General features: G+C 64.5%; 19 protein-coding genes. 5 read left to right on the top strand and 14 right to left on the bottom strand.

Annotated elements, in window-relative coordinates:
- Positions 1 to 31: 31 nt before the first annotated feature.
- Both D1Y85_RS07635 and D1Y85_RS07630 read right to left on the bottom strand, forming a co-directional pair.
- On the bottom strand, positions 32 to 1,624 hold the full coding sequence (locus D1Y85_RS07635) for an ABC-F family ATPase (protein WP_124150444.1): 1,593 nt from the start codon (positions 1,622 to 1,624) through the stop codon (positions 32 to 34).
- 200 nt (positions 1,625 to 1,824) lie between these two features.
- Positions 1,825 to 2,730, bottom strand: coding sequence for an NAD(P)-dependent oxidoreductase (locus D1Y85_RS07630; protein WP_124150443.1), 906 nt, complete (start codon positions 2,728 to 2,730; stop codon positions 1,825 to 1,827).
- Between the two features lie 183 nt (positions 2,731 to 2,913).
- On the opposite strand from D1Y85_RS07630, the gene D1Y85_RS07625 reads away from it, so the two are divergent.
- Positions 2,914 to 3,123 (top strand): dodecin, encoded by a 210-nt coding sequence (locus tag D1Y85_RS07625; RefSeq protein WP_124150442.1) that lies wholly within the window; start codon positions 2,914 to 2,916, stop codon positions 3,121 to 3,123.
- A 162-nt stretch (positions 3,124 to 3,285) separates the two neighbouring features.
- On the opposite strand, the gene D1Y85_RS07620 is transcribed toward D1Y85_RS07625, so the two are convergent.
- From D1Y85_RS07620 to D1Y85_RS07605, 4 genes are all read right to left on the bottom strand, one after another.
- Positions 3,286 to 4,374 (bottom strand): BMP family ABC transporter substrate-binding protein, encoded by a 1,089-nt coding sequence (locus tag D1Y85_RS07620; RefSeq protein ID WP_124150441.1) that lies wholly within the window; start codon positions 4,372 to 4,374, stop codon positions 3,286 to 3,288.
- 98 nt (positions 4,375 to 4,472) lie between these two features.
- Entirely contained in the window at positions 4,473 to 5,402 is a 930-nt protein-coding gene (locus D1Y85_RS07615) for an ABC transporter permease (RefSeq protein WP_124150440.1), read from the bottom strand.
- A 16-nt stretch (positions 5,403 to 5,418) separates the two neighbouring features.
- On the bottom strand, positions 5,419 to 6,525 hold the full coding sequence (locus tag D1Y85_RS07610; RefSeq protein ID WP_124150439.1) for an ABC transporter permease: 1,107 nt from the start codon (positions 6,523 to 6,525) through the stop codon (positions 5,419 to 5,421).
- Between the two features lie 171 nt (positions 6,526 to 6,696).
- Positions 6,697 to 8,331 carry an ABC transporter ATP-binding protein gene (locus D1Y85_RS07605; RefSeq protein WP_124150438.1) on the bottom strand — a complete coding sequence of 545 codons (1,635 nt, stop codon included), beginning with the start codon at positions 8,329 to 8,331 and terminating at the stop codon, positions 6,697 to 6,699.
- Between the two features lie 295 nt (positions 8,332 to 8,626).
- Here D1Y85_RS07605 and D1Y85_RS07600 point away from each other — a divergent pair, with 295 nt between their 5' ends.
- The 3 genes from D1Y85_RS07600 to D1Y85_RS07590 all read left to right on the top strand — a co-directional run bounded on the left by D1Y85_RS07600 (position 8,627) and on the right by D1Y85_RS07590 (position 11,764).
- Entirely contained in the window at positions 8,627 to 9,559 is a 933-nt protein-coding gene (locus D1Y85_RS07600) for a LysR substrate-binding domain-containing protein (protein ID WP_124150437.1), read from the top strand.
- A gap of 469 nt (positions 9,560 to 10,028) precedes the next feature.
- A complete protein-coding gene (gene uraH, locus D1Y85_RS07595; protein WP_124150436.1) occupies positions 10,029 to 10,382 on the top strand; it encodes a hydroxyisourate hydrolase in 354 nt (117 codons plus the stop codon).
- Between the two features lie 188 nt (positions 10,383 to 10,570).
- The gene (locus D1Y85_RS07590) at positions 10,571 to 11,764 is read left to right on the top strand and encodes a urate hydroxylase PuuD (RefSeq protein WP_124150435.1); all 1,194 of its coding nucleotides are present in this window, start codon (positions 10,571 to 10,573) and stop codon (positions 11,762 to 11,764) included.
- 98 nt (positions 11,765 to 11,862) lie between these two features.
- On the opposite strand, the gene D1Y85_RS07585 is transcribed toward D1Y85_RS07590, so the two are convergent.
- The 4 genes from D1Y85_RS07585 to D1Y85_RS07570 all read right to left on the bottom strand — a co-directional run bounded on the left by D1Y85_RS07585 (position 11,863) and on the right by D1Y85_RS07570 (position 18,081).
- A complete protein-coding gene (locus D1Y85_RS07585; RefSeq protein WP_124150434.1) occupies positions 11,863 to 13,749 on the bottom strand; it encodes a TolC family outer membrane protein in 1,887 nt (628 codons plus the stop codon).
- Positions 13,746 to 15,845, bottom strand: a complete 2,100-nt coding sequence (locus tag D1Y85_RS07580; RefSeq protein WP_124150433.1) for a peptidase domain-containing ABC transporter — start codon at positions 15,843 to 15,845, stop codon at positions 13,746 to 13,748. Before D1Y85_RS07580 ends, D1Y85_RS07585 begins: the two co-directional genes overlap by 4 nt.
- Before the next feature lies 1 nt (position 15,846).
- Entirely contained in the window at positions 15,847 to 17,052 is a 1,206-nt protein-coding gene (locus D1Y85_RS07575) for a beta-barrel domain-containing protein (protein WP_124150432.1), read from the bottom strand.
- A gap of 69 nt (positions 17,053 to 17,121) precedes the next feature.
- Positions 17,122 to 18,081: a hypothetical protein gene (locus D1Y85_RS07570; protein ID WP_246024816.1), complete on the bottom strand. Its 960-nt coding sequence runs from the start codon at positions 18,079 to 18,081 to the stop codon at positions 17,122 to 17,124.
- 644 nt (positions 18,082 to 18,725) lie between these two features.
- Here D1Y85_RS07570 and D1Y85_RS07565 point away from each other — a divergent pair.
- Entirely contained in the window at positions 18,726 to 21,194 is a 2,469-nt protein-coding gene (locus tag D1Y85_RS07565) for an ESPR-type extended signal peptide-containing protein (RefSeq protein WP_185218922.1), read from the top strand.
- Positions 21,195 to 21,333: 139 nt separating this feature from the next.
- Here D1Y85_RS07565 and D1Y85_RS07560 read toward each other — a convergent pair whose 3' ends face one another.
- From D1Y85_RS07560 to puuE, 4 genes are all read right to left on the bottom strand, one after another.
- Positions 21,334 to 21,870, bottom strand: a complete 537-nt coding sequence (locus D1Y85_RS07560; protein WP_124150430.1) for an ureidoglycolate lyase — start codon at positions 21,868 to 21,870, stop codon at positions 21,334 to 21,336.
- A gap of 19 nt (positions 21,871 to 21,889) precedes the next feature.
- Complete coding sequence (gene alc, locus D1Y85_RS07555) at positions 21,890 to 22,900, bottom strand: allantoicase (RefSeq protein ID WP_124150429.1); 1,011 nt, start codon at positions 22,898 to 22,900, stop codon at positions 21,890 to 21,892.
- A gap of 83 nt (positions 22,901 to 22,983) precedes the next feature.
- Positions 22,984 to 23,505 (bottom strand): 2-oxo-4-hydroxy-4-carboxy-5-ureidoimidazoline decarboxylase, encoded by a 522-nt coding sequence (uraD, locus tag D1Y85_RS07550; protein WP_124150428.1) that lies wholly within the window; start codon positions 23,503 to 23,505, stop codon positions 22,984 to 22,986.
- Positions 23,502 to 24,461: an allantoinase PuuE gene (puuE, locus tag D1Y85_RS07545; RefSeq protein ID WP_124150427.1), complete on the bottom strand. Its 960-nt coding sequence runs from the start codon at positions 24,459 to 24,461 to the stop codon at positions 23,502 to 23,504. The genes uraD and puuE overlap by 4 nt, the downstream gene beginning before the upstream one ends.
- Positions 24,462 to 24,779: the final 318 nt, after the last annotated feature.

Genomic DNA, 24,779 nt, shown 5'->3' with positions numbered 1-24,779 from the left:
TCGGGCGTTGACCCTACCCGTCAGCCACCGCTTACTGCAGCCCCTGGCTCGCGAGGAAGTCCTCGTAATTGCCGCTGTAGTCGTTGATCTTGCCGTCGGTCTTGACTTCGATGATCCGGTTGGCGAGACCGTTCACGAACTCACGGTCGTGCGACACGAAGATCAGCGTGCCTTCGAACTTCTCGAGCGAAATCTGCAGCGATTCGATCGACTCCATGTCCATGTGGTTGGTCGGCTCGTCCATGAGCAGCACGTTGTGGCGGCCGAGCATCAGCTTGCCCCAGATCATGCGGCCCTTCTCGCCGCCCGACAGCACCTTCACCGACTTGCGGATATCGTCCGCATTGAACAGCAGACGGCCGAGCGTACCGCGCACCGACTGCTCGTCATCGCCTTCCTGGCGGTACTGGTCGATCCACTCCATCAGCGTGACGTCGTCCGGAAACTCTTCGTACGTGTCCTGCGGCATGTAGCCGACGTTCGCATGCTCGGCCCACTTCACCGAGCCGCCGTCGAGCGCCAGCTTGCCGAGCAGCGAGCGCAGCAGCGTGGTCTTGCCCGCGCCGTTCTCGCCGATGATCGCAATGCGCTCGCCCGGTTGCACGCTGATGCTGAATTTGCTGAAAATCCGGCGATCGTACTGCTTCGTGATCTCTTCCGCGACCACGGCGACGTTATGCAGCTTCTTCTCGAACTCGAAACGGATGAACGGGTTCTGGCGCGACGACGGCTTGAATTCCTCGATCTTGATCTTGTCGATCATCTTCAGGCGGCTCGTGGCCTGGCGCGCCTTCGACTTGTTCGCCGAGAAGCGGCGGACGAAGTCCTGCAGGTCGGCCACACGCTCCTTCGCCTTCGCGTTCGCGGCGGCCTGACGCTCGCGCGCCTGGGTGGACGCGAGCATGTAGTCGTCGTAGTTGCCCGGATAAACCTTCAGCGTGCCGTAGTCCATGTCCGCCATGTGCGTGCAGACCTGGTTCAGGAAGTGACGATCGTGGGAAATGATGATCATCGTCGAGTTGTACTCGTTCAGAACATCTTCCAGCCAGCGAATCGAGTTGATGTCGAGGTTGTTCGTCGGCTCGTCGAGCAGCAGCACGTCAGGCTTCGAGAACAGGGCCTGCGCGAGCAGCACGCGCAGTTTCCAGCCCGGCGCCACAGCGCTCATCGGGCCGCTGTGGAATTCCGTGCCGATGCCAATGCCAAGCAACAGTTCGCCCGCACGCGCTTCGGCCGTGTAGCCGTCGTATTCGGCGAACTTCGCTTCGAGTTCGGCGGCGTGCATGTAGTCGTCGTCGGTGGCGTCCGGGTTCGCGTAGATCGCGTCGCGCTCGGTCATCGCGGCCCACATTTCCGTGTGACCCATCATGACGACGTCCAGCACGCGCACGTCCTCATACGCGAACTGGTCCTGGCGCAGCTTGCCCAGACGCACGTTCGGCTCCAGAACGACGTTGCCCGAGCTCTGCTCGAGGTCGCCGCCGAGGATCTTCATGAAGGTGGACTTGCCGCAACCGTTCGCGCCGATCAGGCCATAGCGGTTGCCTTCGCCGAATTTGACCGAGATGTTCTCGAACAAGGGCTTCGGCCCGAATTGCATGGTGATATTGGCGGTAGAGAGCACAGCGCGTCCCTGAAAGTGGATCGAAGAAAAACCTGTAATTTTATCAGGTTATGTCAGTTCGCGGGCGAGTGCTAAGTGGCCCGGAAGCCTGCGCGGGGACGAGACGCCCCCTGCGGCAGCACCATCGGCCCGGATGATCGCGAAACCATGATGGGGCTAGATCACACCCGGCTGCAGACCACATGGCGGCTGAATTTCCGTCACTGCGGCATGCTACGTGCCGTCTGCAACACGTCGATGAAACCCGACAGATCCGCCTGCGCCAGCCCCATCGCCGCGCCAAGGCGCAGCAACTGCTGAACCGTGCCCGAGACCGGCATCGGCGTGCCGGTCTGCTGCGCGGCGGCAGCAACCGTGTCGACGTCCTTCTGAAACGTCTTCAGCGCGCCGATCGGATCGAGGCCGTCCTGCGTCATCCGGGGCACGAACGTGCGCAGGAGCGTCGAGTCGGCCCAGCCGCCTGCGAGCGCCTCCGGCAGCTTCGCGGCGTCGATGCCGCTGCGCCGCGCGAGGCTCACGGCCTCGGCGATGGCGGCCACCGTCGCCGTGACGATCGCCTGATTGCACAGCTTGGTCGTCTGGCCCGCGCCCACCGCGCCCATGTGCGTGACGCGCGAGGCATACGCGGCAAGGATCGGCGCAACCGACTCGACGTGAGCGTCGACGCCCCCCGCCATGATCGCGAGCGTGCCCGCCTGCGCGCCACCCACGCCGCCCGAGACCGGCGCATCGATCCAGCCGACGCCCAGTGCCGCAGCCCGTGCGGCAAGCGCACGCGTGACGTCGGGCGGGATGCTCGAATGATCGACGATCAGTCGCATACGCGGACGACTGGCCTGATCGGCATGCTCGTCGAGCAGCCCGTTCGCGCCGAACACAACCGCTTCGACCGCCGCCGCGTCGGCGACGCACAGCAGCACCACGTCGGCGTTCAGCGCCAGTTCGCGCGGCGTCGCAGCGACGCGCGCCCCGTCGGGCACAAGCGCTTCGGCTTTTTCGGGTGTTCGGTTCCACACGCGCACCGCGTGGCCGGCGCGCAGCAGATGACGGATCATCGGCCCGCCCATGAGCCCCGGTCCGCAAAATCCCAGTTCCTGCGTGTCCATCGTTTGGTGTCTCCCGTCCCATGCCGAGCTGTCGACAGGACCTGGCGCTTGCGCGCTCAGTCCTGTCCCATGCAAAGCTGCGTCGCTCATCCGCCGCACCCTGTGCGGCGCGGAGCGACATGATACCGGGCCGCGATTGCCTATACTCGATTGATCCACCGTGGACCATGAGGAGACGCCATCATGAACGATCACGTCTACAAGCAGATCGAACTCACCGGCTCGTCGATCGAATCGAGCGACGACGCCATCCGTTGCGCGATCGCCCGGGCGGCGAAGACACTGCGACATCTGCACTGGTTCGAGGTGACCGAAACGCGCGGCCTCGTCGAAGACGACAAGATCACGCGCTGGCAGGTGACGATCAAGGTCGGGCTGCGCATCGACGATTGAAGTACCGCCCGCGCCTCCCGAACCACTACAGCGCATCGTCCGCAAAAACACAACGGCCGCGCGAGCCCGAAGGCTACGCGCGGCCGCACACTGGGTACTGAGGGTATTGCGCGCTGCCCGACGCCGCCGCGACGAGCGGCGCAAGTTGGGCGCTTCGCGTGGTTACTTCGGCAGAGCGCCGTCCACGCCCTCGACGTACCAGTTCAGACGCTGCAGTTCCGGATCGGTCAGCACCTTGCCGTCCGGCACCTTCACAGCGCCCGTCTGGTCCTTGATCGGACCCGTGAAGACGTCCCACTTGCCGCTCGCGATCGACTCGCGCTTCGCGGCAACGGCCTTCACGGCCTCGGCGGGCAGCGCGGACGCATTCACGTCGCCGAGATCGACCGCCTTCTGCGGGATGCCCCACCACACCGGTTCATTCTTCCACTTGCCATCGAGAACCTGCTGGATCGCGGCGGTGTAGTACACGCCCCAGTTCGCCTCGACGGAGCCGAGATGCGCGTGCGGGCCGAACTTCTGCATGTTCGAATCCCAGCCGAATGCGTGAACCTTCTTCGCTTCGGCCGTCGCGAGCGTCGCGGTCGAGTCGGTGTTCTGGATCAGCACGTCGGCGCCCTGGCCGATCAGGGTTTCCGCAGCCTGCTTTTCCTTGCCCGGATCGAACCAGCTGTTGATCCAGATAACCTTCGTGTGAACCTTCGGATTCACCGAGCGCGCGCCGAGCGTGTAGGCGTTGATGTTGCGGACCACCTCGGGGATCGGCACCGATGCCACGAAGCCGAGCGTGTTCGTCTTCGTCGCGTAACCCGCCGCGACGCCCGCCAGATACGCCCCCTGGTACATGCGCACGTCATAGGTGCCGAAGTTCGGGGCCTTCTTGTAGCCCGTCGCGTGCAGGAACACGGTGTCCGGGAAATCCTTCGCAACCTTCAACGCGAAATCCTGGTAGCCGAAGCTCGTCGCGATGATGATCTTGTTGCCCTTGTTCGCGAGATCGCGGAACACACGTTCCGAGTCGGCCGATTCAGGCACGTTCTCGACGCGCGTGATCTTGATCCGGTTGCCGAACTTCGCCTCGGCGGCCCGCGAACCTTGATCGTGGGCGAAGGTCCAGCCGGCATCGCCCGGATTGGCGAGGTAGACGAACGCAACGCCCGGCGCGTCGGCGGCCTGCGCCGACGGCGCGAGCGCCGCCGTGCCGCACGTGGCGGCGACGGCGAAGGCGGTCAGGATGGTTTTTTTCAACATGGATCTCCTGTCGTGGATGGGAATACTGCGGTCTTTCAACGGTGTTTCATCTGACTTCCGGATTCCGGATTGCGCTGCCAGGCGGCCGCAAGCTGGCGCTAGGCGGCCCCCAGAAACGGCTTGCCGAGCGAGGCCGGCGCGTTCAGCCGAATCGTATTCGGGTTGCGCGAAATGACGGCCAGTACGACGATCGTCGCGACATACGGCAGCATCGCGAGGAACTGCGGCGGGACTGCCACGCCCACGGCCTGCGCGTAAAACTGCAGGCCCGTGACGGCGCCAAACAGCAGCGCGCCGATCAACAGACGCCCCGGCCGCCAGGTGGCGAAAACGACCAGCGCGAGCGCGATCCAGCCGCGGCCCGCGGTGACCTGCTCCTGCCACAGGTGCAACTGGACGACCGAGTAGTAGCCACCGGCGAGGCCCGCCATCGCGCCGCCGAAGAGCGTCGCACCGTAGCGCACGCCGATCACGGGAAAGCCCACCGAATGCGCGACCTGCGGCGATTCGCCGACCGAGCGCAGCACGAGCCCGGCGCGCGTGCGGTAGAGGAACCAGCCGACCACGGCGAACATCAGGAACGCGAGATAGTCGATCGGGGTATTGCTGAAGATCGCCGGTCCGAGCACGGGCAGATGCGAGAGCCCCGGAATCGGCCAGGCGGCGATGGTTGCCGCGGTGGCCGCGGACGTGAACGGCTTGCCGACATACGCCGAAAGGCCGACGCCGAAGATCGTGAGCGACAGCCCCGTGGCCACCTGGTTGGCGAGCATCGTGAGCGTGAGGAAGCCGAAGAGCAGCGCCATCGCCATGCCCGCCGCGATGGCCGCGACGAGGCCGAGCCACGGATTGCCGGTAACGATCGTGGCGGCGTAGCCGGTGACGGCCCCCATCAGCATCATTCCTTCGACGCCGAGATTGAGCACCCCGGACTTTTCGGTGACGAGTTCACCGACGCCCGCGAACATGAGCGGGATAGCGGCCGTGACGGCGCTCGATGTGAGCGAACTGGCTTGCTGGATATCCATGTCGATTAGCTTGAAGTCAGTGGCCAGCCGCGACCGGTTGACGGCGGCGCACACGGTAATTCACGAAAAGATCGGCGCCGAGCAGGCAGAACAGAAGAAGGCCCTGGAACACACCGGAGAGCGCCTGCGGCAATTGCAGCGACGTCTGCACGTTTTCGCCGCCGAGGTAAAGCAGCGCCATCAGGAGACTCGCGAGCACGACGCCGAACGGATGCAGCCGCCCGACGAACGCGACGATGATCGCCGTGAAGCCATAGCCCGGCGACCACGTCGCCTGCAACTGGCCGATCGGGCCCGCGATCTCGCCCATCCCCGCGAGGCCGGCAAGGCCGCCTGAGAGCAGGAGCGACGTCCAGATCGTCCGCTTCTCCGAGAAACCCGCATAGCGCGCGGCGAGCGGCGCCAGCCCGCCCACGCTCAGACGGTAGCCCGCAAAGCTGCGGCGCATGAAGAGCCAGACGAGCGGAATCGCCGCGAGCGTGAGGAAGATCGACGCGTTCAGGCGCGTGCCGCGCAGCCAGTGGATACGCCAGTCGCCGCCGAAGGTCGGATAGAGTGCGTCGCCGCTGAACATCTCGGAGAGCGGGAAGTTCATGCCTTGCGGATCACGCATCGGGCCGCTCACGAGCCACATCAGCAACTGTGTCGCGACATAGGTGAGCATCAGACTGGTGAGAATCTCATTGGTGTTGAAGCGGCTTTTGAGCCACGCGGGAATGGCCGCCCAGGCCATGCCACCGAGGACGCCCGCGATCATCATGAGAAACAGGATCCACCAGCCGCTCGACTGGTCGAAGTAGATCGCAACCCCGCTCGCCGCAATGCCGCCGAGGACCATCTGCCCTTCTGCGCCGATGTTCCAGATGTTCGCGCGGTATCCCGCCGCGAGTCCGAGCGCAATCAGGCACAGCGGCGACGCCTTGAGCACCAGTTCCGACCAGCCGTTGACGGTCGAAAGCGGCTCGATGAAGAACGCGTGCATCGCCTGCACGGGATCGCGCCCGACGACGCCAAAGATCAGGAAGCCGATCACCAGCGTAAGAAGCGCGGCGATCAGCGGCACGGCAATGCGCACCGTGCGGGACGGCGCCGTGCGGGCTTCGAGTCGAAACGGAAGAATCATGGTGGTCTGGTCGGTGGTCGGTCCGGTTGTCGGTTTTCGGTTGTAGCCGCGGGGTTTCAAGCCGGGTTGTCGATCGGCTCTACGTGACTGTGTGGTCCTGGTGGCGGGTCGTGCGGGCGCCGGATCCGGCGGTCATGCGCGCAGTCACAGCAGCGCCAGGCGCCCCACGCGTCAGACATGCGCCGCGGGTCCAGCGCCTGGCGCCGCGGGCTCGGCGGGTGGCTCGCCGCCCCCCGCGCGCTCGCCGAACAGGCCCGCCATCCAGCGCCCGATTTCCTCGGCATTGGTTTCGCCGGTGAGTCGCGCGGGCGAGAGGCGCCCGCCCGCGAGCACGGCGATCCGGTCGCAGATGTCGAACAGCTCGTCGAGTTCCTCGGAGATCACGAGGATCGCCACGCCGCGCGCCGATAGATCGAGCAATTGCTGGCGAATGAACGCCGACGCGCCGACGTCGACGCCCCACGTCGGCTGGGCGACCACGAGCACCTTCGGCGCCTGCAGGATCTCGCGTCCGACGATGTACTTCTGCAGATTCCCGCCCGACAGGCTCTGGGCGAGCGCATCGGGACCGCTGCAGCGCACATCGAATGCGCCGATGCAGCGCTCGGCGAACGCACGCATGGCGTCCGTCCTGAGCCAGCCCGAGCGCACCATGCCCTCGCGATGTGCGGTCAGCAAAGCGTTTTCCGAAAGCGACATTGCAGGCACCGCACCGCGCCCGAGCCGTTCCTCGGGCACGAACGCGAAGCCGAGGCGTCGCCGCGCGCCCGCTGCGAGCCGCGCGGCCGGCTTGCCGCAGATCGACACCGTGTCGGCCGGGACGTGGCGGCCCATGTGGGCCTCGCCCGAGAGCGCGGCGAGCAGCTCCGCCTGACCGTTGCCCGATACGCCCGCGATGCCGAATATCTCGCCCGCGTGGACACCGAACGTGACATCGGTGAGCGTCGTGCCGAACGGATCCTCGCTCGGTACCGAGAGGTGCTTCACGTCGAGCAGCACGTCGCCCGGTGTGTGCGGGCGGCGCGTGTAGTCGGGCAATTCGCGGCCCACCATCAGCCGCGCAAGCGACGCATGGGTTTCCTCGCGTGGAATCACGTTGCCGGTCACCTTGCCGCCGCGCAGCACCGTAGCCGTATCGCAGAGTTCCTGGATTTCGTCGAGCTTGTGACTGATGTAAAGGATGCTGCAGCCTTCCGAGGCGAGCCGCCGCAGCGTGTCGAAAAGCTTGCGCACGGCCTGCGGCGTGAGCACCGAGGTCGGCTCGTCCATGATGAGCAGACGCGGATTCTGCAACAGACAGCGCACGATTTCCACACGCTGACGCTCGCCCACCGTGAGACTGTGCACGTGACGCTGCGGATCGACGTCGAGTCCGTATTGCGCCGACACCTCCTTGATACGCTTGCCGAGGGCCTTGAGGTCGAACGGTTCGTCGAGCGCGAGCGCGATGTTCTCGCCCACCGTGAGCGTCTCGAAGAGCGAAAAATGCTGGAACACCATGCCGATGCCGAGCTTGCGCGCGGCGGCCGGGCTCGCGATCTCGACGACCTGCCCTTCCCAGCGAATCTCGCCCGCGTCGGGCCGCACCGCGCCGTAGACAATCTTCATGAGCGTGCTCTTGCCCGCCCCGTTCTCGCCGAGCAGCGCGTGAATCTCGCCGGGCGCAACCGACAGCGTGACGTCATCGTTCGCGCGCACCGCCGGATACTGCTTCGTGATGCCGGAGAGTGCGAGGCGCGGCGCGGCACGGCTCGCACCCGGTTCCGGTCCGGTGCCCGCTGCCTGACGTGAAGAAGAATCGCCCATGAAGGTTCCGACGTAGTACGTTATTGCTATTCGTTTTCCGGGGCTGGCGCATGCCGCCCCGATAGTTGCCCGCGCACCGTCCTGGATGCGCCGGCCGCGGCGTACCCAGGACGCGCCGCCGCGCGGGGGTGACGATACCTGTTAGCCGCGCGTCCGTCGAGGGGCAAAAAGTCCGCCGGACCCTATGGCGCGGGGACTCTGGGGATGCCTCCCTTGACGGAGCACGCAAGCTATATCAAAAATCATATACCGGCAAGGACGATCGATCAGCGAAACGATATAGTCCGGAGACTTCATGAGCCAGCAACGCGAGGCGATCGACACCTACTTATTGCGCGTCCTGAACACCCTCCTGATGGAGCGCAGCGTCACCCGTGCGGCCGTCAAGCTCAACCAGTCGCAGCCCGCGATCAGCGCGGCGCTGCGGCGTCTGCGCGATATCACCGGCGATCCGCTTCTCGTGCGCGGCAAGTCCGGCATGGTGCCGACCGAATACGGCCTGCGTCTGCTCGAACCCGTACAGAACGCGCTGCGCGAAATCGAGCGCATCCGTTTCCAGCAGCACAACTTCGACCCCGCGACGTCGATCCGCTGCTACCGGATCGGCTGCCCCGACTATCTAAACGTCCTGTTCGTGCCGACCGTCGTCGAGCGCCTGCGCCAGGCCGCGCCAGACGCAACGCTCGAATTCCACTCGCTCGGCCCCGCGTTCGACTATGAACTCGCGCTCGAAGAGGGCAAGCTCGACATCGTGATCGGGAACTGGCCCGAGCCGCCCGAGCAGTTGCATCTGTCGAACCTGTTCGTCGACCAGATCGTCTGCCTGATGAGCAACACGCACCCGTTCGCGAAGCGCGGCGCGCTCACGCTCGAGCAGTACCTGAGCGCGCCGCATCTCGCGCCGACGCCCTATTCCGTCGGCCAGCGCGGCGCCATCGACGTGCATCTCGCACGCGAACGCCTCAAACGGCGCGTCGTCGTCACGTTGCCGTACTTCAACCTCGCGCCCTACGTGCTCGTCAAGTCGGATCTGATCTTCACGACGACACGCCTCTTCGCCGATCACTACGCGCGACTCCTGCCGCTCACGGTCGTGCCCGCGCCGCTCGATTTTCCGCCGATGCAGTATTACCAGTTGTGGCACGAACGTTGTCACTACTCGGAGGAAGTGCGCTGGCTGCGGGGCCTCGTGACTGAAGCGGCCAAAACGCTGATCGAAAAGACCTGATCGCACGGGCGCGTCATGGACGCCATTGGCCCGAGGCGACCCGGCACGGCCGCTCAGTCTTCGCATCGCGCGACATACGTGGCTCACATTCCGTACCATCGGCCGCCAAAATTGCGCCGACAATTCTGATAACCGCGATACGGAGATTCAAAGCGCCGATAGAAAGGCCGAATTCTGGCACCAGTGCAGATACCCTCGCGATAACCGAGATACGCATCGAGTCGCCCGAGACCAGGGTGAACCCGTGCGAAGCGCCGCGTGGTTCATGCCGCAAACGTTATCTTGCTCATCGATCATGCGATTTGGCCACGTTCGTTCATAAAATGCGTTCACAGCGCCCGCTTCGATCGTTCGACAAGGATGTGGCCACTGCTGACGTAGCACCGCGATCCTCCGCCAAGGGTCATGGGATCGGATCATCGCTGAAACTTCGCGCATTCATTACAGACACGACACAAGGAAACTGCGAATGGGCAAGCTCACCACTCATGTGCTCGACACCGCAAACGGCCGTCCCGGATCGGGCGTTCAGGTCGAACTCTTTGCGCTCTCGGGCGATGCGCGCCGCGCGCTGAAAACCGTCACGACGAACCACGACGGCCGCTGCGACGAACCGCTGCTCGAAGGCACGGCGCTCATCGCGGGCGAATACGAACTCGTGTTTCATGCGGGCGACTACTTCGCGTCACTCGGAACGAATCTGCCGCAGCCGCGTTTCGTCGATCGCGTGGTGCTGCGCTTTGGCATCGCGGACGCAGGTAGTCACTATCACGTACCGCTGCTCGTATCACCCTGGTCGTACAGCACGTACCGCGGCAGTTGAACGCGCACGACGAAGCCGTCGACAGCTTCCGGGCACACAAGACCGGCAGCGCGACGGCGAGGCACGGCATGCGCGACGTCCTTCGCGCCGCCGCGTCCGTTCATCGGCACCGCACGGCGACGCAATCCTCACATCCGGCAAGCCGCATCACGCGCTCTGCACACAACAATCAGGAGTGGAGGCGTTTCATGGAAGGCTTCATCACCGACTGGCTGAGCCTCACACTGCGCTGGTTCCACGTCGTCGTCGCGATCGCCTGGATCGGCGAGTCGTTCTATTTCGTCGCGCTCGACAACAGTCTCAAACCGCCCGCGGACCCTAACCAGCGCCACCGCGGCGTGTCCGGCGAGCTGTGGCACGTCCACGGTGGCGGCTTCTACAACATGCAGAAGTACACCCTCGCCCCGCCCGAAATGCCGAAGGACCTGCACTGGTCGAAGTGGCCGTCGTACACGACGTGGCTTTCCGGCGCGGCGCTCTTCACGGTGCTGTACCTCTTCGCGCCGAACACGTACCTCATCGACAAGAACGTGCTCGACATAGGCCCGGTCGTCGCGATTTTCTCGGCGCTCGGCTTTCTCGCCGCTGGCTGGATCGTCTATGACGCGCTGTGCCGCCTGCTCGGTAGCCGGGACACGCTGCTTGGCCTTGGCGTCGGCATCTACGTGCTGATCGCGGCCTGGCTCGCGTGCCACATTTTTTCGGGCCGGGCCGCATACCTGATCGTCGGCGCAATGCTCGCGACGATCATGTCGGCGAACGTGTTCTTCGTCATCATCCCGGGCCAGCGCAAGATGGTCGACGCGATGCTCAAGGGTGACGAGCCAGACCCGATCTACGGCAAGCGCGGCAAGCAACGTTCGGTGCACAACACCTATTTCACGCTGCCGGTGGTATTCGCGATGTTGTCGAACCACTATGCGATGACCTACACGCACCCGTACAACTGGGCCGTGCTCGCGGTGATCATGCTGGCCGGCGCGCTGATTCGCCAGTTCTTCGTGATGCGTCACCGCGGCCGGGTGCTCTGGTACTTGCCGCTCGGCGGTATCGCGCTGATGTTCGGCGCGCTCGGATGGACGCTGCCACGCCCGGTCGTGCCGCAGGCCGATGCCGCGAACGCGGCGGCACTAACGATCGCCGACATCCAGCCGATCCTGCGGGCCCGCTGCGCGGTGTGCCACTCGACGCATCCGACGATGATGGGCGCGGCACCCGCTGGCGTGATGTTCGATACGCCAGACGAGATCTCGCAGAACGCGCAGCGTCTTTATCAGCAGGCCGTGCAGATGAAGTCGATGCCGCTTGGCAACGTCACGCACATGACCGACGGCGAGCGGCAGAAGATCGCCGCCTGGTTCGAAGGCGGTGCGGCGAAGTGAGGTCGAGCACGGCGCGCGTTCACATCGATGCTAGAAAGAAAGCGCTAGGCGCAAAGCGCTTTTTCGTTGCGTGAGCGATCCGCCCCGCGCTCGGGAAATCAGCGCAACGGCGTCCCCATCGTGGGGAACACCGCCGGGATCGCTGGCGCCATTTCGGCGGCATTGATGGGGCGGCGAGCCGTCGATGACAGCACAGGCTGGAGCGCACGCTCGGGCATGCGCGTCACGACGGGCGCCGACACTGACGGGTTTGCGGCTACAAATTGAGGCTGAGGCGTGCTTTCGCGCATGCGCTCAACATCCGGCGCTGGCGCTAACGGGTTTTCGGATTCAGGTACAGGCGTGAGCACAGTCGTCGCCATGGGCGCCGGTAACGGCGTCGAATCGGACACCGGCACGGCAGCCGGACCCGCATGCACAGCCACGAGGCGCGCCAATCCCTCCGACGGTTTCCCACGCACGCTATCGATGGAGACCGTGCCACGCGCCATCGCAGGAAACGAAGCCGCGGTTTGCGAACCGCTACCGGACAGGAGCGCCACAGGTGAAGCGATCTGCACCGCCATGTTTTTATCCGCGACCACACTGGACGCGGCGTCAGGTGGGCTCGACTCGGCCACCTGCCGCACCGCGACCGCCACACCCGGGTCCACGGTACGCCGGTCACTCACGCGTTGTGCGTACAGCTGCGTGTTGATGCGCCCGACCTCGTCGAGATTCAGGCTCGCCGTATCGGCGAGCAGCCTCAGCAACGCAAGCACGGTGTCGTAGCGCGCACGAATCAGGTCGCGCCGGCTACCGTACAAGCTGTCGGTCGCACGCAGCACGTCCGTGCTCGCGCGACTGCCCGTGCGAAAACCAATCATCGTCGCATCGAGCGACGCCTGCGCGCGCTGCACGAGCGTCTCCATCGCGACGATCCGCGCCCTGCCTGACGTCGTGCGCAGCCAGCCATCGCGCGCCGCCCCGGCCGCGCCGCGCGTCGCCGCTTCCAGTTCGTTGCGCGCCTTGTCCTCAAGCGCCTTCGCCTCATCGACCTGAGCCGTCGCCTCGCCGCCGGAGAACAGCGGAATCTGCAGCGCGAGCAGCCCTGTCGTCGTCGTCGTTGGCCGTGAATAACCGCCGCCGGCCCCCGCGGGCGTGTGTGTGATTTGCAGATCGACGCGCGGATAGTGGCTCGCGCGCGCCTTTTCCGTGTCGAGCTTCGCGATCTGCAGCGCAAGCTCGCGAATCTGCACCGGATAGCCGTGTGCCTGCGCCTGCGTGATCCAGGAGTCTGCGTCCGCTGGCTCGAGTGCGGGCATCACGGCATGATCGGGGAGCGTCGCGAGCGTTTCGGCAGGCTTGCCCGTCAGGCGTTCGAGCGCGGCGCGGGCGAGCAGCGTGCGATCCCTGGCGTCGAGCAGTTGCAGTTGCGCCTGCGCACGGCTCGCCTCGGCCTCACGCAAATCGACGAGCGTCGCCTCGCCGGCCGCTTTCGCTCGCGCGAGCAGCGCGAGGTGCGCGTCGAGCGCGTGCAGATAGTCGTCCGCGCGCGCTACCTCGTCCGTGGCGGCGAGCGCATCGAAATAGGCCTGAGCCGCACGCAGGATCGCATCCTGGCCCGCACTCGCACTCTCCAGTTCGCCGCGCGCGACCACGTAGTCGGCTTGCCGCCAGGTACTCCACCGGGCCCAGTCGAAAATTGGCTGCGTGAGCACGACGGTCCAGCCGTTCTGCCAATAGTCGACGTTCGGAAACCCGTCCATCGCGATGCGGTTGTACTGCCGCCCCCAGCCGCCATCGACGCGCGGAAGCAGCCCCGCCCGCGCCTTCGGCTTGGCCTGCGCCGCTGCGCGATACGCGTCGCGCGCCGCGGCGAGCGTCGCATCGTGATCGAGCGTATCCTCGACCACGTCCAGCAGATCGGCCGCCCGCGCGCCGCCCGCCTGCATGGCACACGCGAACGCGCACGCTAGCGCCGTCAATGCGAAGCGCCCCTTCATGCGCTCGTCTCTGCGTTCGCGTCGACGCGCACGAGCGCGCCATCGACCAGGTGATAGTGCCGGTCGAATCCGCTCGACATCGACGCGTCGTGCGTGATGACCACCACCGTGCAGTCGAGCCGCTGCAGCAGATCCGCGATGCGCTGCACGGCGGCCGGGTCGAGGTTCGAGGTAGGCTCGTCGAGCAGCAGCACTTCGCGCCGCTGGTAAAGCGCGCGCGCAAGCAACAGCCGCTGACGCTGCCCTGCCGAGATGTTCGCCGCCGAATCGCTGATGACGGTGCGCGTGCGCATCGGCAGCCCCATCACGTCGTCGAGCAACCCCACGTCGCCGAGGATCGCATGGATGCGCGCTTCGTCGGGATTCGCTTCGAACAGCGAGACGTTATCGGCAATCGTGCCGTGGAGGATGATGTCGCCCTGGCGCATGTGCGCTGCGTGCCGGCGGATTTCGTCGACCGTGAGATTCGGCCACGCGATGCCGTTAAGCAGAATCTCGCCCGACTGCGCAAGCTCGGAGGCGGCGAGCAGCTTGAATAGCGTCGATTTGCCCGCACCGGAAGGCCCCGTAATCACGATCTTGTCGCCGCGCGCGATTTCGAGTGTTGCGCCTTTGAGCACCGGCTGATCGGAAACGCCATACGCGAATGTCACGTCACGCACACTGATGCGTTCGAAGCGCCGCGCCTCGACGGTCTTGTGCAGGTCTTCCATCGGCGTGTAGCGCTCGGTCTCGCACTCGGTGATGTCGTCGACGCGCGAGACCGGCACGCTCAGCATGAAATACGAAAAGGTCGTGTTGATCGCACTGGCGAAGCGGTCCGACAACAACGTCTTATAGATCATGAACGAATAGAACACGCCGACCGATAGCTGCCCGGCGAGCATGTACCGCGCTGCGAGCCAGGTGATGAGAAGCGTCTCCGTGTTCTTCAGGAGACCCAGCACCGAGTCGCGTGTCTTGCCAAGCCGGCCGCTGCGCAATTTCGCGGCGGTGTAGACCCGGAACAGTCCCATGAACTTCGAGACGCGGCGTGTTTCACCTTGCGAGAGCTTGATCAGCGACGCGGCGCGCACGGTTTCGATGAGCGCGTCGTCGCAGCGCGCACCCTCCTGGAATACGCGACCCTGCGACTCCAGCATCGCCGCGAACATAAGCCCGGAAATCAGCACGTACAGGGCAAAAATCGCCAGCGCAACGGTTGAAAGCATGGCGCTCTGGATGAACATGAGCAGCGTCGCCAGCAGTCCGACGGCCACATCGACGTAAAACGTGACGACCGAACGCGAGGCGAAGCCCGTGATCTCGTCCTGGGCCTTCACGCGCGCGAACACGTCGCCGACGTTGCGCTTTTCGAAGTACGCAATCGGCACCCGCAGCAGATGGGCCATCAGGCCTTCAGTCGAATGTACGCTCACGCGCGCATACAGCAGTTCCACGAGCGTGCCCTGCACGTACTGACTGATCGCACCGATGGCGAAGATGCCCGCGAACGTGATGACAAGCACATTCAGGAGATTGAAGTTGTCCTGCGCGACGACATTGTCGAGCACGAAAGTGCCGAGATACGGCAGCGCGAGGATCGCGAACTGGCTGCCGAGCGCGACGAAGAGGATCTTCGCGATCTGGCGGCTCATCTGTGGATTGAGCGCGCGCAGGCGTTCGAACGCCGCCGGCACGCGCTTTTGCTTGACGATGCGAGGCAGCGAAGGCGTGGGTGCGCATTCGAGCAGATAGCCTGACACACCGGCAAGAAACGTTGCCGTCGCGATGCGGCGCCGGCCCATGGCCGGATCGATCAGCCACACGTAGTTGCGCGTGCAGCGCTCGAACACGACGAAATGCGCGCCGCCGAAATGAATGATCGATCCGCGCTTGATCTCCCGAAGGTGCGAAGCATCGAAGCGGAACGCCTGCACGTCGAGGCCGAAATCGGCTGCAACGTCGTACAGGTCCATCAGCGAGAGGCCGTTCGCCGATATCGGCCGGTACGTCGACAATTCCCGCACCTCGGTCGCTCGGCCCAGATGCGTGAGCACCATCGCGAGGCACGCGTAGCCGCACTCGGCCACTTCGTTTTGATAGATCACCCGCATGTCAGCCTCGCACGATCTTGAACAACGGTTCGAGCACCCACTCGGCGATGGTGCGCCGCTCGATCACGATGCTCGCGCTCGCCTGCATACCCGGCAGGATGTCGAAACGTTGCTTGCCGTAATTGAACGTATGCCCGCGTAAAGTGACCCACGCGATGTAGTCGTCACCGGGCGCTTGCGGCATACCGTCCTCGCCAATGTCGACTGCCGTGGGCTGCGCGGCGCTAACGGTGGTGCGCGAAATTGAATCGATGCGCGCCTCGTAAGTGCCGAATTTCGCGTAAGGAAAAGCGTCGAATTTGAGCCGCACCGTCTGCCCTTCGTGCACGAAACCGCGCCGCCGCGATGAAATGCGCAACTCGGCACGCAATGGCAGCGACGTATCGGTCACCAGCACCATCGCAATGTCGTCCGGTTGCAGCTTGCTGCCCTGCACGAGCCGCGAGAACGTCACGGTGCCCGCCTTCGGCGCCGATACCGTGGCGTCACGCCGGGTCTGCTCGAAACGCGCATCGGCGTCCTGCAGATCGCGCGCGCGGCTTGCGTCGAGTTCCTTCAACTGCGCGGCAAGCGCGGTTTGCGTGTTCTGAAGATTGGTGATTGCGGCCAGCGTCTGCTGCCGCCGCCCTGCGGACTGCGCGAGCGCGATGCGGCTCTGGTGCAGTTCCGCGCGCGCCTGCTCGACGCGGTCGGCGACGACGAAGTCCGACACCGATTCGAGGCGATTGAGTTTTTTCTGCGTCTCGTCGGCGAGCTGTCGATTCTGCTCGCCCTGCTCGTCGATTCCGGCGAGTTCGGCGCGGCGGCTCGCTTCATCCGCGCGCGCGGTGGCAACCTGCGATTCGAGATCGACGCGCCGCTGCGTATAAAGCGCATCGACGGCACGGCGCTGTTCGTCGCGCACTTGTGCGTTAAAGGCACCGCGCCGAACGCCATCGCTCGCAAGCGTCATGTCGCGCTCGAGTCTGAAGAGCGGCTGACCGGCTTCGACGTGCGCGGGTGGCTGCACGTAGATTGCGGAGATCAACCCACTCTCGCCCTGAACCTTGATTTCAGAAGGCGAGACGATCTCGCAGCGCACGTCCTGCTTCAGCTCGACCTGATGAAAGAATGCGAAAACGATGCCTGCCAGCACGAATGCCGAAGCACCGTAGGCAATCCAGCGCCCTCGGAAATCCCGGAACTCGGGAAGATATTGCGGCTCCATGGTGTGATGCGGTCCCCGTTGCCGGTCGTGCCGACATAACGTGTGTGGTGCGCTCGCCCTGCCCTGAAATCAGCGGGTCGGCGCAAAGTGATAGACGCACGGATGGCCGGCGTACAGCCAGTGCGGATAATTTTCTTTGCAGGCGATGTCGATGTCGTCGGCTAGACGCTGCGGCGCGTCGACTTCGGCTAGCGCGATCGGCTCAAAAATTCGCATGCCGAAACGTCCGCGTTCGAAACGCAGATAGAACGACAACAAGTACGCATCAAGCGGCGCTCCAAGCCGGAAGACGCCCGCATGCACGCGCGCGTGACGTCCCTGCAGCAGTACGTCCACGGTCTCCATCGGAAATTTCGCGAGCGTAAATGGCGGCACGTCCGCGAACAGCACGGCCACCCCCTCCCGCCTCAATGCACGCACGACACGCAAACCCAGCGAGTTGCGCTCTTCGGGACTTTCGGCGTAGGTGTGGAGCACGCGTATGGACGGGATCATGGCCGCGTCGTCGCCGTACACATCGCGCGGCACGCCGGATACGAGCGAGATCGAATCGATCCCGAGCCCCCTGCGCACATGCTCGACGATACAGACGTTCGCGTACTGCGAAAGATAGTGAAACGGCGAAAGGATGATGGGCCGTTTCGGCTCGCGGGCCCGCATCTCGCGGATGCGCGCCACAATCTGCGCGGCGAACACGCGCAGTTCGGGGCAAGGGTCACGCCCGCGCTCGTGCGCTGCGTAGAACCGCTGATCAATCCAGGCCTCGCGTATGTTGGCGCTCATCGTACGCAATGCGTCGCGACGCGTCAGGGCCACGTCCGCACGTCCCGCTTCGTACCGCGCGACACCCACCGCGCGGACCCGCCCGCTGTAAGCCCCACGAACGAGCCAGCTCACCAGCGCGCCGCGCTCCACGGCCCTGAACGACAAACGCGAGAGCACCGCGCGCCACAAGGCCGAACGTGCGGTGGCAAAACGGTGGACGAGGCGGTGAAGCGACTGCAGGACAGCCGTAAGCGAAAGCGACATGTGAAGAACTTGATGCCGGTCGGCAAGCACTGAAACCAGAAGCAAAAAAAGGGGGCGATAACGCCCCCACTCTCTCACCCAGAGGCCAACCTGGCTGAGTGATTAACGCGGAACCGGAGTTTGATCGGTAGAGGCCTTGTCGGTACCGCAGCAGCCACCGGCGACTTTGAGATTAGCGAGTTGGTTGCGTTCGATCTTCTGCATTTCGAGATCCTTAAAATTATCGGATTGAGTTAGCCATCACGTTTCACTCAGTGACGGCGTGTGCATGTTAATTAGCTAAACAGCATGACTCAATGCGACTTAACATTTTTCAACGAGTATTCACAAAAATCCACGAACTTTCGAATTTCAGGATCCTCACGATCATAGTGGACGTGCAGCGATCGCTGGCTTCACAAGCGAAGCAACGATCTCCCTACCCGCTCGTAAAAGGCAAACAACAGAATCCTTTGAAATACATTAAATCCTGTATCGATTCTGGATATTTAGGACTATTCGTATTTCACCAGGAAACACCCCCCCATACAGTCACGCTGCGCTCCTTCGGCTCCGGCCCGGCTGCACGTAATGACGGAGCACCGGATCCCGCGCTGAAGCGCACGCACAACGACCGTCATTCGCCATCTATGGGGTGTTTCTCAATGAACAAAACGTATCGCTCGATCTGGAACGAAGCAGACCAAACCTGGGTCGCCGCACCCGAAACCGCCGCGGCGCGCGGCAAGTCCATGCGCCGGCTCGCCGTCCTCGTCACGAGCGCGGTTGGGCTCGCCGCGAGCGGCACGTCGGCCTTTGCCACCACGACCACCACCGCGCCCACACCGGGCACCGTGGGCCAGGGTGGCCTCGAACTGTGCTCGGGCGCCAAAGGCTACTCGTGGGGCTCGTCGGGCGGCAGCCAGTCGATCGACTGCTCGACGGACGGAAAAGGCACGACCGACGGCCTCGCCTTCACGCTGAACAATGCAGCCGATACGAAGGGCGGCTACGGCTTCGGCGCGTCGACGGTCCAGGTCGCGGGCTATCAGAACGGCACGCTCAACATCAAGGGCGCGAGCATCATGGTCTACGGCCCGACGACCTTCGACAGCATCGTCACGATGAGCAACCAGAAGATCGTCCAGATGGCACCGGGCCTCGTGGCGGCTAACAGCACCGAAGCGGTCAATGGCTCGCAGCTCTACGCGACGAACCAGAACATCACGAACCTGCAGGACTACGTCGCTGACGCCGTCATGTACGACACGCCCGCGCACGACACGCTCACGCTCGGCGGCACGAACGCGAAGGTGCCGGTCGCGCTTCGCAACGTCGCCGCCGGCGATCTCGCGCCTGCGAGCACTGACGCCGTCAACGGTTCGCAGCTCTATGCGACCAACGTCAACGTTGCGAACCTGCAAGATCAGGTCGCCGACGCCGTGATGTACGACACCCCCGCGCACGACACGCTCACGCTCGGCGGCACGAACGCGAAGGTGCCGGTCGCGCTTCGCAACGTCGCCGCTGGCGATCTCTCGCCTGCCAGCACCGACGCGGTCAACGGCTCGCAGCTTTATGCGACCAACGTCAACGTTGCGTCCTTGCAAGGTCAGGTCGCCGACGCCGTCATGTACGACACCCCCGCGCACGACACGCTCACGCTCGGCGGCACGAACGCAAAGGTTCCGGTCGCGCTTCGCAACGTCGCCGCTGGCGATCTCTCGTCTTCGAGCACCGACGCGGTCAACGGTTCCCAGCTCTACGAGGTCAGTCAGGGTGTCGCCGACAACACGACGTACATCAACAACCTCACCGAAAACATCGTGAACGGCAAGATCGGCATCGTCCAGCAAAATCAGGCGACCCGCGACATCACGGTCGGCAAGGACACCGACGGGACGATCGTCGACCTGACCGGCACGGCCGGTGTGCGCCAGCTCACCGGCCTCGCGGCCGGCACGGGTGCGGGCGACGCGGTGAACGTCGCGCAGATGCAGTCGGCGGGCTTCCAGTTCGACAACGTGGGCGGCGTACTGAACAAGGCCGTTACCTACGATGCGGGCTCGATCGCCGCGGGCAGCCCCTCGATCACGCTCGCCACCGGCGACGGCTTTAGCCAGTATCACCGTAATGGAGACCGTAACGCTGATTTCCTGCCCGCAGGCACGATTATCAGCAATGTGGCGAACGGCATTCAGGACACCGATGCGGCCAATGTCGGTCAGGTGCAAGACATGATCAACAGTTACTTTCAGGGCGGCGGCGCGACGGCAAATTCAGCGCGCATTCTCGCGGCGGCGGACACCAGTTCAGGGGCGTCACAACTCGCCGCCTCGACCGGCGCGGATGCGGTGCAGTACGACTCGTCGGCACACGATACGATCACGCTCAGCAGCACGAGCGGCGGCAACGTCAAGATCACGGGCCTGCAGGACGCCACGCTCGCCGTCGGCAGCACCGATGCCGTGACCGGCCAGCAGCTCTTTGCGACGAATCAGCAAGTCGCGAACCTCGATCAGGCGATCCAGAACGTCAGCAACAACGGATCGACGGCGCTCTCGACCAGCACCACGAGCGGTGCGGCGACCGCAGCCGGTGCGCAGTCGATCGCGATTGGCGGCGGCGCGGCGGCGACCGGCGACAACTCGACCGCGATCGGCGACAAGGCAAACGCCTCTGCGAAGAACTCGGTGGCCATCGGCGCGAACTCGATCGCGAATCGCGAAGATGCGGTCTCGGTCGGCCAGGAAGGTGCGGAGCGCCAGATCGTCAACGTGAAGGCCGGTACGTCGGGCACCGACGCCGTGAACGTGGACCAGATGAACAGCGCGCTTGCGCAGCAGAACACTGCGGTCAACCAGCAGATCTCGGGGCTGCGCAACTCGATCAACACCGTCGAGAAGAACGCGTATGCGGGCGTCGCAGCGGCGATGGCGATGCCGAACCTCACGCCTTCGGCGCCGGGCCGGACGGTCGTCGCAGCGGGTGGCGGCTACTACAAGGGCGGCAGCGCCGGCGCGGTGGGTGTGACGTATCGCTCGGCGAACGCGCATTGGCTCATGAACGGTGCAGTCGCCGTCACGAACAATGGCGACGCCGGCGTGCGCGCACAGATCGGCTACGAGTTCTAACCCGCTCGTTGCGGGGCGCTGGCCAACGGCGCCCCTCGTTCGCGAACGGCGTGCGCAGTGTCTTCAACTTGGGCGCGCAGAAAGCAGAAGCCACGGCTCGTGCCGTGGCTTTTTTGTTACCCGTGCGGCGCGCTAAACGTCAACGCTGCGCGACGCGCATCGCCTCCTCGGTCAGCCATAGCGGCTGGGGCAAATCCTGCTCGTTGAGGTTGAGTCCTGCCCCGCCACGATCGACGACGACGAAATCGCTGACCTCGTCGAGCGCAATCAGCGGATGGTGCCACACGCCCTTCGCATAGTTCACACCCTGCCAGCCCCGCGTGACGAACGCTCGAATCTTCGTGACGTCGAGGTCGCCCGCCGGCGCGACGACGATCAGATAAGGTCGATCGCTGAGCGGCACGAACGCCTGGCTGCCGAGCGGATGACGCTCCAGCATTTTCACCTCGAACGGCAGCACGCGTGGCTGGCCCCGAAAGAGATTGACCAGCGGACGACCGCCTTCGTCCGCCACATCCACATTCGCGAGATCGTGAAAGCGGATCGTCGTTGCGAGGTTGATGGGGAACTGCGTCGCGCCTTCGAGCTCGATCACGTCGCCGAATGACGCGAACGCTTCGCTCGTCAGCCGTTCGATGGCGAGCGTCGCGCTGGTGGATTGCTTCGGATCACTCATGATCTCGCTCGCGGCCCGCCTATGCGAGCGTGCCCCACAAACGCAGACGCGACACGCCGCCGTCCGGAATGATGTTCAGTCGTACATGCGTGACCGGGCCGGGCGCGGCCAGCTCGCTTTCGAACACATGTTGCTTGTCCATCTGAAGCTTCTGCTCGCCGAGCAGCATCGGCCAGAACATCGCCTGGGTGACAAGCGAGCTGTCCGTGCCGCCGGTCACCCGCGCGGCCTGGATCGAACAGCGGTCCGGATAGTTTCCCTTGAAGTGCGCCGTATCGACCTCGATCTTCCTGATGACACCCGGCTGCGCGAGCGCGATGATCGCCCAGTCGTTGCCCGGCTCGCGACGGCGGCGCGTTTCCCATCCGTCGCCCATGTTCTCTCCGCGGCCCGGCATCAGGATGTTCGACGCGACACCGTAGTGCTGGTTGTTCGCCGCGACGACATATGCACCGTTCTCCGTCGCCGCGAGGTTGAATAGCTCCGTGCGGCTCGCGCCGCTCCAGTCCACGTGCGGTTGGCCATAGACACGCAGACGTGCGATGCCGCCATCCGGATAAATGTTCACGCGCAGGTGCGTGTATGCCGTCTCGTTCGCGACATCGACATAGTGGTGGCTATTGCCGTTGAGCGAAGTGGACGGCACGATCTCGACCCACTGCGTCGCTGCCGACGGATCGCCCTCCGGCACGCATGCGCCCTCCACCGACGCCGCCGGCGGATAGTTGCCCGTGAAGTAGCTCGTATCGATGTCGAGTCCTCTGATCACGCCCGCGCGCGCAAGCTTGACGACGCACCAGTCGTAGCCCGTCGTGCGCTTGCGCCGCGTTTCCCAGCCGTCCATCCACTTGCCGTTGTCGTCGTACTTGCCCGGGATGAAGACTGCCGGCTCCGGATTGAGCATGCGCTCTTTCGGCGCGAAGAAGTCGTCGCTGGCAGCGAGTGCCTGTGCGCCCAGACGCGGATCGGCCAGGTTCACGTAGCGACGCGTGAAATCAGGAGCGTTTGGGTCGAGTGTCGGGAGTGCCATCTCAGTCTTCCTTCCTTCGTTCGTGTCTGTTCAGCGATCCGGAAACATCGCGTCCACCGCGACGACGGTCAACGCGCACCGTCTTACGCGTCGATCAGTTCGACGAGCCTGAATCGCACAATGCGATAGATCTCGTTGAGGCTAGTGCGTATCTCATCGGCACGACTGTTGTTCACACGCGATTCGAAGTTTTCGATGATGCCTTCACGGTCGTAGCCGCGCACCGCCAGGATGAACGGAAAACCGAACTTCTCGCGATACGCGCGGTTGAGGGCCTGCAGCCTGTCGAACTGTTCCTGCGTGCAATGGTTCAGACCGGCGCCGCTCTGCTCGCGGGTCGATTCGACGGTCAGTTCTCCGCGCACCGCCGCCTTGCCCGCAAGTTCCGGGTGGGCGTTGATGAGCGCGAGTTGCTTCGTCTCGCCAGCGGTCTGAACGGCGAGCGACATCGCCCGGTGCAGCGCCTCGATGCTCGCGAACGGGCGCTGGTCCGCGGCCGCCTCGGCTACCCAGGGCGAGTGCTCGAAGACGCCCGCAAGCGCCGCTACGAAGTCCTCACGAGAGGCACAGTTCAACCGCTCGAGCGTACAGTGCAAGCCCGTCATGCGGCGGCCCCGCGGTGATCGTTCTGCTTCGATTGCCACGGATGATGCTCGCTCCAGTGGCGTGCAATGTCGACGCGGCGAGTCACCCAGACGCGATCGCGTTTTTCGATGTAATCGAGAAAGCGCTGTAGCGCCCGGAATCGCCCCGGGCGGCCGAGCAGCCGGCAATGCATGCCAACCGACAGCATCTTCGGCGCTTCGTCACCCTCTTCGTACAGTACGTCGAACGCGTCACGCAGATACGTGAAAAAGTGATCCGCTGTGTTGAAACCCTGCTGCGTCGCGAAGCGCATGTCGTTCGTGTCCAGCGTGTACGGCACGATCAACTGCGGTGTCCTCTTGCCGCCCGTCACTTCCACGTCCATCCAGAACGGCAGGTCGTCGCCGTAGTAGTCGGAGTCGTAGAGAAAGCCGCCGTATTCGGCTACGAGACGGTGCGTGTTCGGACTGTCGCGGCCCGTGTACCAGCCGAGAGGCCGCACACCCGTCACGCGCTCGATCGCCTCCATTCCGAGCGACATGTGCTCGGCCTCCATTTCGGGCGTCGCGTCCTGGTAGTGAATCCAGCGATAGCCGTGGCACGCGATTTCATGGCCGAGTTCGACGAATGCACGCGCGATCTCCGGATTGCGTTCGATCGCCATGCCGACGCCGAACACCGTAAGCGGCAGACCGCGCTTCTCGAACTCGCGCAGGATGCGCCAGACGCCGACGCGCGAGCCGTATTCGTAGATGGACTCCATGCTCATGTGGCGTGCCGGATACGCGGTGGCGCCGATGATCTCGGACAGAAACTGCTCGGACGCGCGATCGCCGTGCAGCACGCAGTTCTCGCCGCCCTCTTCGTAGTTGAGCACGAACTGCACCGCGACGCGGGCCTGGCCCGGCCAGTTGGCCTGCACCGGATGCCGGCCATAACCGACCAGATCGCGAGGGTATTGCGGGTCGAGTGCCATGCTGGACGATTCCATCGGGCGGTGCGTAGAAGAAAAACCCGGCGATCGGATGCATCGAACGTGCTGTCTGCGCGAAACACCCATGCGGCGGGACGGCTGGGCGACTGCTTTCAGGACCGGACCAGTTTAGCGAATTAGCCCCGGCGCGCCCATACATGCACTCAGATAGTACGGGTCAGGCAGCGTGTATGAGGGTCGCCCCGCATTGCGGGCCTGCGGTGCATGTTTCTACGATGGCGCGACGACCCCGCAAACAGAGGAACATTTCTCTCCAGCGCTCCTGCAGCGGCCCAACGCGAGCGGTTCTCGCCGCTGTGA

The organism is Paraburkholderia dinghuensis (genome assembly GCF_003837865.1).
In the GTDB taxonomy this organism is placed as follows: domain Bacteria; phylum Pseudomonadota; class Gammaproteobacteria; order Burkholderiales; family Burkholderiaceae; genus Paraburkholderia; species Paraburkholderia dinghuensis.
This window is presented reverse-complemented; position numbering and strand designations above follow the sequence as displayed.

What these genes read in the sequence shown, in the direction of transcription:
- D1Y85_RS07630 (WP_124150443.1), bottom strand. Translation starts at nt 2,730, where the DNA reads ATGGACACGCAGGAACTGGGATTTTGCGGACCGGGGCTCATGGGCGGG.
- D1Y85_RS07625 (WP_124150442.1), top strand. Translation starts at nt 2,914, where the DNA reads ATGAACGATCACGTCTACAAGCAGATCGAACTCACCGGCTCGTCGATC.
- D1Y85_RS07620 (WP_124150441.1), bottom strand. Translation starts at nt 4,374, where the DNA reads ATGTTGAAAAAAACCATCCTGACCGCCTTCGCCGTCGCCGCCACGTGC.
- D1Y85_RS07615 (WP_124150440.1), bottom strand. Translation starts at nt 5,402, where the DNA reads ATGGATATCCAGCAAGCCAGTTCGCTCACATCGAGCGCCGTCACGGCC.
- D1Y85_RS07610 (WP_124150439.1), bottom strand. Translation starts at nt 6,525, where the DNA reads ATGATTCTTCCGTTTCGACTCGAAGCCCGCACGGCGCCGTCCCGCACG.
- D1Y85_RS07605 (WP_124150438.1), bottom strand. Translation starts at nt 8,331, where the DNA reads ATGGGCGATTCTTCTTCACGTCAGGCAGCGGGCACCGGACCGGAACCG.
- D1Y85_RS07600 (WP_124150437.1), top strand. Translation starts at nt 8,627, where the DNA reads ATGAGCCAGCAACGCGAGGCGATCGACACCTACTTATTGCGCGTCCTG.
- uraH (WP_124150436.1), top strand. Translation starts at nt 10,029, where the DNA reads ATGGGCAAGCTCACCACTCATGTGCTCGACACCGCAAACGGCCGTCCC.
- D1Y85_RS07590 (WP_124150435.1), top strand. Translation starts at nt 10,571, where the DNA reads ATGGAAGGCTTCATCACCGACTGGCTGAGCCTCACACTGCGCTGGTTC.
- D1Y85_RS07585 (WP_124150434.1), bottom strand. Translation starts at nt 13,749, where the DNA reads ATGAAGGGGCGCTTCGCATTGACGGCGCTAGCGTGCGCGTTCGCGTGT.
- D1Y85_RS07580 (WP_124150433.1), bottom strand. Translation starts at nt 15,845, where the DNA reads ATGCGGGTGATCTATCAAAACGAAGTGGCCGAGTGCGGCTACGCGTGC.
- D1Y85_RS07575 (WP_124150432.1), bottom strand. Translation starts at nt 17,052, where the DNA reads ATGGAGCCGCAATATCTTCCCGAGTTCCGGGATTTCCGAGGGCGCTGG.
- D1Y85_RS07570 (WP_246024816.1), bottom strand. Translation starts at nt 18,081, where the DNA reads ATGTCGCTTTCGCTTACGGCTGTCCTGCAGTCGCTTCACCGCCTCGTC.
- D1Y85_RS07565 (WP_185218922.1), top strand. Translation starts at nt 18,726, where the DNA reads ATGAACAAAACGTATCGCTCGATCTGGAACGAAGCAGACCAAACCTGG.
- D1Y85_RS07560 (WP_124150430.1), bottom strand. Translation starts at nt 21,870, where the DNA reads ATGAGTGATCCGAAGCAATCCACCAGCGCGACGCTCGCCATCGAACGG.
- alc (WP_124150429.1), bottom strand. Translation starts at nt 22,900, where the DNA reads ATGGCACTCCCGACACTCGACCCAAACGCTCCTGATTTCACGCGTCGC.
- uraD (WP_124150428.1), bottom strand. Translation starts at nt 23,505, where the DNA reads ATGACGGGCTTGCACTGTACGCTCGAGCGGTTGAACTGTGCCTCTCGT.
- puuE (WP_124150427.1), bottom strand. Translation starts at nt 24,461, where the DNA reads ATGGCACTCGACCCGCAATACCCTCGCGATCTGGTCGGTTATGGCCGG.